Origin of the sequence: Streptomyces sp. NRRL B-24085 (assembly GCF_001282115.1) — a bacterium.
GTDB lineage: Bacteria > Actinomycetota > Actinomycetes > Streptomycetales > Streptomycetaceae > Streptomyces.
This window is the reverse complement of the sequence record NZ_LJBR01000383.1, coordinates 1-12,980: the sequence shown is the minus strand read 5'-3', so window position 1 is coordinate 12,980 and position 12,980 is coordinate 1. Positions and strand designations below refer to the sequence as shown.

The window sequence follows — 12,980 nt, the reverse complement described above, 5'->3', positions numbered from 1 at the left end:
CGGGGCCGAGGTGGTGGCGGGCGAGGATGCCGGGCAGGTAGCCGGGGGCGGTGACGGGTGTGTAGTACGGGGTCAGCGGGGGCCGTTCGGGAGCGGCCAGCAGCTTGGCGATGCGCTCACGGGCCGCGTCGAAGGCGTGCGCGTACGTGCCGTCGGCGACGACACCCTGCCGGGCCACCCACTCCTCGTCGGGCAACGGCCGGTGTCCGGCGTCGAGTTGGTCCCAGGAGGCGAGGCAGCCGGAGCCCACGAAGTGGTGGTTGCCGAGGACCTCACGGATGCCCAGGTCGGTCAGGACGGCCGTGGGGATGCGCCGGTGCAGCGACTCCAGGGCCGCGGTGGAGCTGATGGTGACCAGCAGGTCGGTCCGGTCGAGGACCTCGCCCATGTTGCCGTACACCAGCCGGAAGTTGGCCGGCGGATCGAGCCGCTGGATCAGCTTCTGGTACGGCAGCTCCTCGATGTGGGTGGTGTGTTCGCCGGGCTTGGAGCGCAGCTTGAGCAGCACCTCGCGCTCGGGGTGCAGCCGGGCGTGCCGGATGAGGCGGTCCAGCAGGTAGAGGCGGTCCCGGCGGTTGTCCGGCACCGAGGGCTGGACCGCGAACACCACGGTGTACGGGTCGTGTTCCCCTTCGTAGGCGGCACCGCCGAGGAAGGGCAGCGCCACCTCCGTGACCGACGAGGCGTCCGCGCCCACGCCCTCGTACACCGCGCGGAAACGCTCGGCGTCCTGGCGGGAGTTGGCGAGGACCAGGTCGGCCCCGTGGCGCAGGAGCAGGCCGTCGGCGAGCTTCTCGTAGACGACGCCGACATAGCCGGTGACGACGACGGGACGCTTCTCCAGTCCGTCCCAGACCCGTGCCAGGCCGTGCAGCATGGCCTGGACTCCGCCGCCGACCAGGGCCAGCACGACGATGTCGTACGACGTCCCGGCCAGGGCGCGCAGGAACTCGACGGCGGTGACCTCCCGCAGGGAGTCCGCGCGCACGCCGACCTCTTCGAGCTGGCGTGCGGTGGGCGTGGCCCGGCCGCGCAGCAGGTATCCGTCCAGCGCGAGGCCTGCTTGCGCTCCGCCCCGCGGTCCGGATTCCATGGACGGAACCGGCGCGATGCGGTCGGCGGTCAGCGCACCCCATTTCCAGCGGGTGTCGGAGTCCGCGAGGACGGCGATTCGAAGGGACTTCGTTGTACTTGGCGGCACGGCGACGACGCTAGGAAGCAATTTCTAGGTCCGGCCCAACCGCGAATCAACGAAAAGTTAACAACAGCCCACCGAGAGCCGAACTGGCTCGCCGAGGACCGGGAAGTACACGGGATGCACCGTTCCGACACATCGAGTTCACCCGCAGTCCCCTTGCCGGAAAGTTCCGCTGCCGGACCGCCTTCTAACGTTTCCCGGGTGCCAAAGCTCTCCGTCATCGTGCCGTTCTACAACGTGCAGCAATACGCCCCGGACACCCTCCGAAGTCTTCGCCTGAATGCGCGGAGAGATTTTGAGTTCGTGCTGGTGAACGACAAATCGGGGGACGAAACCCCGGCGATTCTCGACCGTGCGGCCGAGGAACTGTCGGACGTCGCCCAGGTGCAGGTCATCCACCACGAGACGAACGGAGGGCTCGCCACCGCGCGTAACACCGGCCTGGACGCGGCGCGCGGCGAGTACCTGACCTTCCTCGACGGCGACGACTGGCTCGCGCCGGGCTACCTCGCGGAACTGGTCGCCGCCATCGAGGGGTTGGGCTGCGACTTCGTCCGCACCGACCATGTGCAGACCGTGGCGCGGGCCCGGACCGTGCACCGGGTGCCGATCGGGCGGCGGAACGAGGTGATGAACCCGCGGGAGGCGATCCTGCCCGCCGACCGCTCGACTTCCGTGGACTACGCGTACGCGTGGGCGGGTGCCTACCACCGCCGGCTGCTCGACCGGGGTCTGCTGCACTTCACCGACGGGCTGCGCACGGCCGAGGACCGGCCGTGGATCTGGAAGCTGCACCGCGAGGCCGAGTCCTTCGCCGTGGTGAGCCTGCTGGGCGTGTTCTACCGGCGCGGGGTGGCCTCCTCCCTCACCCAGATCGGCGACGCCCGCCAGCTCGACTTCATCCGCGCCTTCGACCAGGTCGTCGAGGAGACGGCGGCGGACCGGGACGCCGACCGGCTGCTGCCCAAGGCGGTGCGCACCTACTGCGCGATCATCGCCCACCATCTCTCCGACGAGTCCAAGTGGGAGCCGTCGGTGGCCAAGCAGCTGCGGGCCATGAGCGCGGCGGCCATAAAGCGGATGCCGCAGGACATGCTCGGTGACGTGCTCGACACCATGGACCTGCGCCGCTCCGCCAAGCTGCGGCGGCTGCGGCGGCGGGTCACCACTGCGAAGGCGGCCGCGTGATGTCCCCGACCAGCTCCCGCAAGGACCCGGGTACGACCCAGATCTTCTGCGCGTCCACGCTGTACGGCGCGGTCACCCTGGCCGCCGCGATCGACTCCGACCTCTTCGAGGAGCCCGAGCGCCGGGTGCTGCTGGTGTTCAACAACACGCCGACACCGGAGACCTCGGTGCCCCTGGACGAGATGCCGGGCTTCGCTCCGCTGCGCGACCACTTCGACGAGGTGCTGTCCTGGAACGAGGCGATCCGCCCCTTCCACCCGGGCTCCTGGACGCCCCGCCCGGACGACATCCCCCTGTTCGAGCGCTATCTGCGGCTGCTGTGGGACCTCGGCGAGGACCGGGTGGAACTGGTCCTGGAGTCCCTCCAGGTCGCCCCCGCCCTCACCGTCGCCCAGATCTTCACCGGCGCCCCCGTCGACGTCTACGCCGACGGCCTGATGAGCTACGGCCCCACCCGCAACAAGCTCGACCCGCTGGTCGGCACCCGGGTGCGCCGCCTGCTCCACCTGGACCTGGTCGCCGGTCTCACCCCGCTGCTGCTGACCGAGTTCGGCGTACCGCCGGTCGTGGTGCCCACCTCCGCCTTCCTGAAGGCGATGGGTGAACTGACGGCGGCCGTCGAGGAGTTGCCGCCGCTGCCGGAGGACGCGGCACTGCTGCTCGGCCAGTACCTCTCCGCGCTGGACATCCTCTCCCCCACGGAGGAGGAGGACCTGCACGTGCGGATGCTGAAGGGCGCGGTCGCCCAGGGGCACCGCTCGGTCGTCTTCAAGCCGCACCCCAGCGCGCCGGCCCGCTTCAGCCGCGCCCTTGAGGCCGAGGCGGAGCGGCTCGGGGTGGACCTGACCGTCCTGGACACCCCGGTACTCGCCGAGGTGCTGTTCGAGAAGGCGCGGCCCGCGCTGGTCGTCGGCTGCTTCTCCACCGCCCTGTTCACGGCCTCCGCCCTCTACGACCTGCCGGCCGCCCGCATCGGCACCGAACTGCTCCTGGAGCGGCTGACGCCGTACCAGAACAGCAACCGCGTCCCGGTGGTGCTGGCCGACGCGGTGCTGCCGGACCTGGAGGGCCGGGAAGGGCAGGAGGCCGTTCCGGCGGACCTGCTCAACGCCCTGATCACGGCGCTCGGCTTCACTCTTCAGCCGCAGGTCCATCCGTCGCTGCGCCCGGCCGCGGAACGCTATCTCTCCCGGCACTTCGGGCCGCGCACGCGGCGCTATTTCCGGAAGAAGCGACTGACGGCACTGGGCCTGCCGGGCGGCATTCCGGAGCGCCTGACCTTCCTGCCGCGCAGTTCCACCGCGCGCCGCGTGGTGCGACGGGCGCGGGCGCTGAAGAAGGCTGTGAAACGCTAGGCGGAACACCGGGTGAACCACGGGAAACCCGTGCGCGACCCTTCGGAAAAGGCCAGGTCATACGCTCGTGACCTGGCCTTTTCGTGTTCTGTAGGACCTGTGACAAGTCCGCGGTGCGCCCCTACGATCGCGGGATGCGTATCCCCCAGCTCGAAGAAGCCAACGCCCGCATGCTGGCGCACGCACCATCTGTCCGGCCGGTCGCCACCAGCGACATCATCCGCACCCACCGGAAGAAATTCCCTTATCGCGGCTATGTGGAGATCGACTCCCCTTACTGCCCGCCTTTCGTGATGTTCTGCGTGAACGACGACGCGGTCGGCCTGGACACGCTGTGGAACGGCCGGTTCGGCTACGAGCCCGGCAGCCTCGCCACCTGGTCCCGGCTCGCCGCGAAGAGCACGACGATCGCCGATGTCGGGGCGCACGTCGGCTACTTCTCGATGATCGCCGCCCTCGCCAACCCGAAGGCGAAGGTGCACTCCTTCGAGCCCGTGGACCAGATCCACGCCCGGCTGTCGGTGAACGTGCGGTCGAACTCCGCCCAGAACGTGAGGCTGTACCAGGCGGGGGTCTCCAGCGAGGCGGGCTGGGCCGAGATCAGCGTCCGCTTCGCGGGCAACCTCCTGTCCACGGGCTCGACCCTGGAGGGCGGTGCCGCCGACGCCGAACAGAAGCGGATCCGGCTGGTCCGCCTCGACGAGGTGTTCGCCGAGACCAGGCTGGACCTGGTGAAGATCGACGTCGAGGGCCATGAGTTGTCGGTCCTCCGAGGGGCCCGCCAGGTCCTCAAGCGCGACCGGCCGACGGTGCTGCTCGAAGCGCTGCGGGACGCGGACATGCAGGACCTCCTCGCCGAGTTCGATCCGCTCGGCTACGACTGCCACTGGGTCACCGAGCACGACGGCACGCTCGTCCCGTGGTACGCGCCCCGGCCGCACAGGACGCGGAACCTCCTGTTCACGCCGCACGACTGACACCTCGGCCGGCCGGGGGCGAAAGGGAAGCGAAACAGGGCGGACGGCTTCCGGCCACAGCCAGTTCGACGGACGTTCACAGACCTTCCATAGCTTCTCCGAATGCCCCAGCAGGACATTCGACCGCGCATACCCGACGTCGTCCCGGCAGAGCTGACGCAGCCGGGACCGGAGCCCGTTCGCCGCTCCCTCGTCTCGTACGTCCTCCCGGTCTACAACGAGGAAGACGGCATCAAGGCGTTCCACGCGGAGCTGACCACGGCACTGGGTGAACGTCCGGAGTTCGACTACGAGTTGGTGTACGTCAACGACGGCTCCGGCGACGGTTCCCTGACGATCCTGAAGGATCTGGCCAAGGACGACGAGCGGGTCCGGGTCGTCGACTTCGCCCGCAACTTCGGGCACCAGATCGCCATCACCGCCGGTCTCGACGTCGCCCGGGGCGACGCGGTGATCGTGATGGACACCGATCTTCAGGATCCGCCGCGGGTCAGCCTGGAGCTGGTGGACGCCTGGCGGGGGGGTGCCGAGATCGTGCACGCCCGTCGGCGCTCACGGCAGGACACCGCGTTCAAGCGGGCCACCGCGCACCTCTACTACCGGGTGCTGCGCTCCTCCACCGACGTGGACATCCCGCTGGACACCGGGGACTTCCGCCTGCTTGACCGGCGGGTCGCGGACGAGCTGCGCAAGTACCGCGAGCGCAGCCGGTTCGTCCGCGGGATCGTCGCCTCGATGGGCTACCGGCAGACCGAGGTGGCCTTCGACCGCGACGAACGCTTCGCGGGCGAGACGAAGTACCCGCTGCGCAAGATGGCCCGCCTCGCGATCGACGGCATGACCAGCTTCTCCACCGCCCCGCTGAGGATGATCACCCGGCTCGGCTTCGCCGTCCTCGCGCTGTCGCTGCTCGGCATCGTCTACGCCCTCGCGATGAAGTTCTTCCGCCCCGACATCACCGTCTCCGGCTGGACGATGATGATGTGCGTCGTGCTGTTCCTGGGCGGCACGCAGATGCTGTCGCTGGGGGTCATCGGCGCGTACGTGGGGCGCATCTACAGCGAGGCGCAGGGCCGGCCGCTGTATCTGGTGCGCGATGTGATCGGCGGCGGCGGTGAGCGCTGACGCCTCGGCGCCCGGGACCACGACCGCTCCGTCCCGGCGGCGGCTCTCCCGGCAGCTGCTCAGCTACACCCTGATCGGCGGCAGCGGGGTGGCCCTGGACCTCGTCGTCTTCCTGCTGCTGCACAACGCGGCCGGGATGGACGAGCAGTTCGCCAACGCGCTCAGCACCACGCTCGGCATCGCCAACAACTTCGTGCTGAACGCACGGTTCACCTTCGAGCGCCGCGACCGTCTCGTCGTGCGCTTCCTGCGGTTCTACGCCGTCGGCCTGACCGGCATCGTCCTGACGAACCTGCTCTTCCTCGCCTTCACCGACGGCCTGGGGATCGACGCCGACCTGATCAAGGCGGCCTCGCTGCCGCTGGTCCTGGCGCTCCAGTTCGTGCTCAACAGAAAGTGGAGCTTCGCATGAACCTCGGCATCATCGGCGCGGGCGCCACCGGCCTCACCGCCGCCTGGGACGCCGTACGCGCCGGCCACCAGGTCACCGTCCTGGAGGCGGCGGACGAACTCGGCGGTCTCGCCGCGTCCTTGGAGGTCGGCGGGGTTCCGCTGGAGCGCTTCTACCACCACATCTTCCGCAGCGACAAGGCGATGATCGCGCTCGTCGAGGAGCTCGGACTGGGTGACGCGCTGCGCTTCCACCGGCCGACCACCGGCATCTACCGCGGCGGCAAGCTGATCGACTTCACCACGCCCCTCGACATGCTGCGCTTCCCGGAGTTCGGCCCGCTCGACGCCGTGCGCTTCGCCGGTTCGTCGGCGGTGCTGAAGGCGGTCCGCAAGGGCGACCGCTACAACGACCTCACCGCTCTGGCCTGGCTGCGCAGGTGGGCCGGGAAGAAGGCCACCGCCGCGATCTGGGAGCCGCTGCTGCGCGGCAAGTTCGGGGACCGTGCCGAACAGGTGTCGATGGCGTGGCTGTGGGCGCGCATCCACTGCCGGACCTTCGAACTCGGCTATGTGGACGGCGGGTTCGAGCGCGTCTACGCGGCGCTCCGGGACGGGATCGAGGAGCGCGGCGGGAAGGTGGAGTTCGGCAAGGCGGTCGAGTCGATCCGGCAGGACGGGGCCGACGAGGCCGTCGTGACCTGCGCGGACGGGTCGTCGTACGCCTTCGAGCGGCTGATCGTCACCACCCCGCAGCCCGCCTTCGCGAAGGCGGCCGGGCTGCCCGACGACAGCACGCTGTGGAAGAACCAGTACCTGGGCGCCACCTGCTTCGTGCTGGAGCTGGACCGCAGCGTGATCCCGTACTACTGGCTCAACATCAACGAGCCGGACTTCCCGTTCCTCGCGGTGGTCGAGCACACGAGGATGATCGACCCGTCCGTCTACGGCGGCCGGCACATCCTCTACGTCGGCAACTACGTGGAGCGCGAGGACCGGCGGTTCACCACGGACCCGGGTCAGCTGCTCGACGAGTTCGTGCCGTATCTGCGGCGGATCAACCCGGCCTTCGACAGGTCCTGGATTCAGACCTGGCACTTTTCGAAGGCCGGGTTCGCCCAGCCGGTGGTGACGCCGGAGTACCGGGCGCTGATCCCGGCCCATGAGACGCCCATGAGCCGGGTCACGCTGGCCACGATGGCGCAGATCTATCCGCAGGACCGGGGGCAGAGCTACTCGGTGGCGATGGCCCGCGAGGTCACCGCCGCGCTCGGGCTCAACGCCTGACGCACAGCACCAGCCGTTCGCCCAGGTTCCCGGGCGGGCAGTCGTACACCGCGGTGACCCGGCGCCACAGTTCCGGGTCGACGTGGCCCGGCTGGAACCAGGGCCGCTCCAGCACCGCGTACGGGGCCGGGTCGTGGTCGACGCAGTCGGCGTTCTCCTGGAACGACCTCAGGTCGGCCACGTCGGGCAGGTAGCGGGTGCGCTGGAGGAAGGTGGCGATCGGGTAGCGGCACTGCGCCGGGTGGTCGAGGTCGTACGCCGTCTCGCCGAAGGCCAGGTACAGCACCGGAGCGCCCGGGGGAAGTTCGGCGGCGATCCGGTCGACCTCCTCGGCCGTGCGCCGCTGCTGCTCCAGGTAGCCGGAGCCGGTGACGGTGACCTTGCCGCGCAGCACCAGGTGCGGGGAGCCGGGCCAGATGCTCGCGGCCAGCAGGACGAGGCCGGACAGGGCGACCAGGACGGCCGAACGGTTGCGCAGCCGCTTCTCCAGCAGGACGTCCAGCGCGGCCGCGAGCAGGGCGATCAGCCCGGCCACCCAGACCTCCCACGGGCGCTGGAACCTGCCGGGCAGCTGGGCGTACACCACGGGCAGCACGCCGTACAGCAGGGAGACGGCCCCGAAGCACCACGGCGGGGACCTGCGCGCGCCGCCCACCGCGACGCCCCAGACGACCGCCGCCACCACCGGCATCTGTGCGCCGTGGTACAGGAACCAGTTGCCCTGCACGACCACGACCGCCTGCGCGGCGAGACCGACGAGGGCGGCGATCACGAGGAGTTCGGTGCGGCGCAGCCGGCCCCGGACGCGGGTCAGGACGAGCAGCAGGGCGCCCGGCGCGAGCAGCAGCACGGGGCTGGTGACCGCGCGGTCGGCGAGGAAGTCCGCCGTGCGTTCGAGGATGAAGTGCGGGCGGATGCCGGTCCTGCTCAGTGCCGACTGGTTGATCTGTGGCATGTCCTCGGTCCACTGCCACTCGCGGGTGCCCCCGAGGACGCTCAGCCCGAACAGGGCCAGGGCTGCCGGGATGCCGAGCAGGGTGATGCGTACGGCCCGGCCCCGGTCGACGGCGTAGACGAGGAGCACGCCGATCGCGGCGGTCGCGGCGGTGGAGTACTTCATCATCACCGCGAGGCCGAGGGGGAGCGCGGCGAGCAGGGCCGCGGGCCAGGGCCGCCGCGGGCCGAGGGCGGCGGCGACGGCGAACACCGTGAGGACGACGGCCGCCCACTCCGGCTGGAGGAAGTCGTTGCGGGGGGCGAGGGCCAGGGCGAGTCCGGTGGCACCGGCCGTCAGCGCGGCCTCGCGGGGCGTGGTCCGGCGCAGCAGTGCCGCGTACAGGGCACAGGCCGCGGCGGCGGCGAGCAGGACGCCCGCCGCGTTCATCACCGCCTCGCGCACCGCCGTGTCCCCGAAGAAGGCGAGCCGGTCGAGGAGGGCGACGAACCACCGGTAGAAGAACGGCCGGTGGGTGAAGACCTCCGACGGGGAGTAACCGGCCGCCCGGCCGGTGCGCAGGGCGGCCAGGACGTAGTGGAGGTCGCCGGTGAGACCGCGGGTGAGCACGGTGTACACCAGGGCGGCCGCGGACGGCACGGCGACCGCCGCCCACCTGAGGGGTGAGCGGCGGCCGCCGGGCGCGGTGGGCCGTACGGCGGTGTCGCCGGCCAGGGTCGTCGTCATGGAGCGCTCAGCCGCCCAGCAGGACCCGCAGGTCGGCCGCGTTGGCCTCGGTGACCTTCCACAGCTCCTGCTGGCGGCCGTGGACGTCCGCGACGGTCCTGTCGTGGTCGGCGAGCAGTTCCCTCGACCGCTCCACCAACCGGTCGGCGAGGTGCCGGTCGTGGACCGAGACGCCCCACTCGGGCCGCTCGATATCCCGCAGGAAGTACGCCATCTTCGGGTGCGAGATGAGGCTGATGATCGGGGTGCCGCAGCCGAAGGGGATCATGCCCGCGTGGCCGCGCATGCCGATGACCAGCTTGGTGCGGGCGTAGAGGTCGAGGATCTCCTTGTTCTCGAAGTCGTACATCGGGATGACGGGCATCGAGATGCCGTGCTCGCGCCGCAGGTCGAAGACGATCTTCTCGTCGTCCAGGGAGTGCGCCACGCACTGGACCTCGGCCAGCTCGCCCAGCTCCCGGACCGCCTTCGCCATCTGGGCCAGGAAGTAGCCGTAGTCGTGGCCGAAGCGCAGGCCCGCGCGGTCGTAGGCGGCGTTGACGAGGATGGTGTCGTCGCGCTTGCCCGGGTCCTGCCAGCCGGGGACCAACTGGCGGGTGACCGTGGTCGGGCAGGGCTGGAAGCGGATCTTGTCGTGGAGGTGGGACGGGACCATGGCCCGCACCTTCTCGATGGAGCCGTGGTTGCGCAGCCCGAAGAACGAGGACTGCTCGACGAGCAGCCGGAGCGAGTCGCGGAAGCGGTTCGCCCGGTAGGACTGGCCGTCGAAGGCGTTGAAGCCGACCGCGAAGACCGCGATGGGCACGTCGATGCGCTTCAGGAGTTCGTCCGGGACGTTCCACTGCCAGGCGCTGTTGCCGTTGGGCATGGTGTCCGGGATGAACAGGCCGCCGCCGCCGATGACCAGGCCGCGGCGGCGGTTGACGCGCTGGAGGGCGCCCTCGTCGAAGAGGCGGTGGGCGTGCACCGAGTGCCAGCGGCGGGAGCTGGTGTCGGGTCCGAAGGCGGAGCGGACGCTCTCGGGCAGGAGCTTGTCGCCCGCGTTGCCCTGCCGGTCCATGTAGAAGGCGACATGCGCCAACTGGTCCTCGGGGGCGCCCAGTTCCTGGGGCGGTACGGTGGCCGCGCGCTGCGCCCACAGCCGGCTGGAGCGGTGGGTGGGGTCGACGGACATGCCGGCCGTGGCGTACCGCAGGGCCTCGGTGTTGTCGCCGTGCACCCAGGCGATCTGGGCGAGGCGGGCGTAGGCGGTGGCGGCCCGGTTGGGGGCGGCGGCGGCCAGCAGGAGCTGGGTCCGCGCCTCGTCGTAGCGGGAGACGCTCATCAGGGCGTGGCCGAGGACCTCGTGCGGCCAGGCCTCGTCGAGCGGGATGCGGACGCTGCCGAGGATGTCGACGGCGTCCTGGTAGTCCCCGGTGGAGATGTGGGCGGCGGCCACCTTGCGGGCGGCCTCGACGTCCCCGGTGCGCGCCACGTAAGGGGTGCCGTAGTGGACGATCAGGTCGTGGTGCAGCCCGCCCTGCCGCTCCATGTAGGCGGCCTGGAACTCGGCGTCGGACAACTCGAACTCGCGCCAGCGCTCCTCGGCCAGGCTGTACCCCGCCTCGCCACCCTGCCAGGGCTTGTGGCGGCCGGTGAAGTGCAGGATCGCGGTGTCGTCGGGGACGGGGAGGTCGCCCGAGAGCCGCCGCTTGACGAAGTTGTAGCGGGCGTCGAGGCGCACGAAGTCGCCGTCCAGGACGGCGTTGAGGATGCCCTGGTCGTGCTTGTCGAGCTCGTAGTCGCCGGAGCGGCCGCACTTGTCGAGCCGGGCGCAGAAGGCGTCGCTCAGGTACTCGCGCTGGATGACCAGCAGGCCGGAGTTGAGCTTGTGCTGCCCGTAGAAGAACTGCGGGACGGCCGCGAGTCCCTCGCGCAGCCGGAGGAGTTCACCGAGGTCGCCGAGCACGACCATGTCGGTGTCGAGGGTGATGATGGTGTCGTACTCACGGATCCTGAAGACGTCCAGGATGAAGTACGCCTTGCGGACCAGGTAGTTGTCCTGGTCGCCCTTCTTGTACGAGTCGTAGTGGTCGGCGTCGACCCGCCTGAGGACGATCCTCGGGTGCAGTGCGCGGATCCGGGCGATCGAGCCGGGCTTCAGGTCGTCGTAGAGGACGACGAAGTCCTCGCACACGCCCGGGTTGGACAGCGCGAGGCTGCGCAGCAGGGTGAGGAAGCCGGGCAGGTAGTTCTCGTCGACGAAACTGGCGAAGGCGATCTTCCGCTTGCCGGTGAGCGCGTGCGCGTCGGTCACCGGGGCCAGGGGGGCGGCGGTCCCGGTCAGGGAGTTGGTGGTCATCGCAGGGATATCCTCATGTCGGTCACGCTCTGGGCCCGCTCCATGACCCATGCCTTCTCGCTGGTGTATTCGTGCACGGAGGTGATGGCGAGCTTCATCGCTTCCTGGACCCGGTAGGCGCCGCTCTCGTAGAAGTCGAAGCCGATCAGGTCGAGCTTCGGGCTCACGTCGAGGAAGTCCAGCAGCCACAGCATGTTGAAGCCGGAGGTCGGGATGCCGGACCAGACGTCGGTGCCGACCTTGCCGATGTTGCGCAGGGGCCAGCGCAGCGACTCGTCGCCGAGGTAGGTCTGGGCGCCGGGCACCAGGCGGTTGCGCAGCGAGTACTTCCAGTCGCCGGAGACGCCGCCGAAGACGAGGCGGGTGGTGACCTGCTGGTCCCAGTTGAAGCCGTGCTTGTGGATCGTGACGTGGATGTCGGTCCTGGCGCCGGTGTGCCTCGGGTCGATCCGGTACGAGTTGAAGCGGACGACGAGGTCGTACGCGTCGATCTCGGCACCCATCGAACTCGCGGCCACCCGCCCGGAGTTGGCGATCAGGCAGATCGACTTGCCGGCGATCTGGTTGCGGAACTCACCGAGGGTGATCCACTGCACGCCGCCGACGGTGGGGTCGGCGACGGGGCCGCGCATGCGGTTGCGGCGCTGCTCGGCGTAGAGCTCTACGGCCCGGGTGAACGCCGCGCCGTCGGTGTCCTCGGCGGAGCGCAGGTCGAGGTACTGGCTGAGCAGTTCCTGCCGCTCCTGCACCGGGGCGTTCTCGTCGTACAGCGCGAGGAGCGCTCCCACCAGCCGGGGCTCGGCCTCGGTCCAGTCGCCGACGGCGTGCGCGGCCAGGCCCTCGGCCCACACGTCGGTGGCGGGGCGGCCGGCGAAGGCGCGGGCGCCGGGGACCTGGCGGCCGAGGAGCCCGAGGAGTTCGCGCTCCTTCTCGCCCGCGATGCGCAGGCCGGCGATCCGGGCGCGGACGCCGAAACCGTCGTCGTCGGTGAGGCTCAGGTACTTCTCGTACGCCTCCAGGGCCTCGGCCTCCTCGCCGAGTGCCTCCAGGAGCCGGGCGCGCAGCCGCCAGCCGGCGCGGGAGTTTTTGCGCTGGGCGAGGACGGTGTCGCTGATGACCAGGGCGAGGTTCAGCTCGTCGTCGTAGCCGCACTCCAGGGCCTTGTTGCCGACGGCCAGCAGGGCGTCGAGGAGTTCGGCCGGGATGTTCGACGCGGGGGTCGCGGCGCCCTTGACGGCCCGCTTCAGCAGGGCGGTGGCACCGGAGGGGGCGGGGGCGGCCGGGGTGGCCGTGGCGGTGGTGCCCCAGACGACGAGCAGTCTGCGCAGCTGTTCGCCGAGTTCGACACGGCGGCGGTCGATGCTGCCGACCACGTTGCCGCTGTGCGCCGCGCAGGCGCGCAGGCACTCGTCCAGCTCCCCTCCACGCGCGCGTGCAC

General features: G+C 70.4%; 10 protein-coding genes. 6 read left to right on the top strand and 4 right to left on the bottom strand.

The window, feature by feature from the left end:
• Nucleotides 1-1,201 (bottom strand): DUF6716 putative glycosyltransferase (locus tag AOJ26_RS33855; protein ID WP_078960134.1); only part of this gene is annotated, 1,201 nt, incomplete at its 3' end.
• A 198-nt stretch (nt 1,202-1,399) separates the two neighbouring features.
• Between AOJ26_RS33855 and AOJ26_RS33850 the strand changes: the two genes are divergently transcribed.
• The 6 genes from AOJ26_RS33850 (at nt 1,400) to AOJ26_RS33825 (ending at nt 7,520) form a co-directional block, all read left to right on the top strand.
• A complete protein-coding gene (locus tag AOJ26_RS33850) occupies nt 1,400-2,386 on the top strand; it encodes a glycosyltransferase family 2 protein (RefSeq protein WP_053852194.1) in 987 nt (328 codons plus the stop codon).
• On the top strand, nt 2,386-3,741 hold the full coding sequence (locus AOJ26_RS33845) for an alpha-2,8-polysialyltransferase family protein (RefSeq protein ID WP_053852193.1): 1,356 nt from the start codon (nt 2,386-2,388) through the stop codon (nt 3,739-3,741). The genes AOJ26_RS33850 and AOJ26_RS33845 overlap by 1 nt, the downstream gene beginning before the upstream one ends.
• A gap of 134 nt (nt 3,742-3,875) precedes the next feature.
• The gene (locus tag AOJ26_RS33840) at nt 3,876-4,718 is read left to right on the top strand and encodes an FkbM family methyltransferase (RefSeq protein ID WP_078960133.1); all 843 of its coding nucleotides are present in this window, start codon (nt 3,876-3,878) and stop codon (nt 4,716-4,718) included.
• Between the two features lie 102 nt (nt 4,719-4,820).
• Nucleotides 4,821-5,843 (top strand): glycosyltransferase family 2 protein, encoded by a 1,023-nt coding sequence (locus tag AOJ26_RS33835; protein WP_078960132.1) that lies wholly within the window; start codon nt 4,821-4,823, stop codon nt 5,841-5,843.
• Nucleotides 5,833-6,255: a GtrA family protein gene (locus tag AOJ26_RS33830; protein WP_053852191.1), complete on the top strand. Its 423-nt coding sequence runs from the start codon at nt 5,833-5,835 to the stop codon at nt 6,253-6,255. Before AOJ26_RS33835 ends, AOJ26_RS33830 begins: the two co-directional genes overlap by 11 nt.
• Nucleotides 6,252-7,520 (top strand): NAD(P)/FAD-dependent oxidoreductase, encoded by a 1,269-nt coding sequence (locus tag AOJ26_RS33825; RefSeq protein WP_053852190.1) that lies wholly within the window; start codon nt 6,252-6,254, stop codon nt 7,518-7,520. The genes AOJ26_RS33830 and AOJ26_RS33825 overlap by 4 nt, the downstream gene beginning before the upstream one ends.
• Here the strand turns inward: AOJ26_RS33825 and AOJ26_RS33820 are convergent.
• The 3 genes from AOJ26_RS33820 to AOJ26_RS42375 all read right to left on the bottom strand — a co-directional run.
• Nucleotides 7,510-9,201 (bottom strand): hypothetical protein, encoded by a 1,692-nt coding sequence (locus AOJ26_RS33820; RefSeq protein WP_053852189.1) that lies wholly within the window; start codon nt 9,199-9,201, stop codon nt 7,510-7,512. The genes AOJ26_RS33825 and AOJ26_RS33820 overlap by 11 nt on opposite strands.
• A gap of 7 nt (nt 9,202-9,208) precedes the next feature.
• Nucleotides 9,209-11,542: a glycosyltransferase gene (locus AOJ26_RS33815; RefSeq protein WP_053852188.1), complete on the bottom strand. Its 2,334-nt coding sequence runs from the start codon at nt 11,540-11,542 to the stop codon at nt 9,209-9,211.
• On the bottom strand, nt 11,539-12,980 hold a 1,442-nt coding region (locus AOJ26_RS42375), incomplete at its 5' end, for a glycosyltransferase family 29 protein (protein ID WP_107092863.1). The genes AOJ26_RS42375 and AOJ26_RS33815, both read right to left, overlap by 4 nt.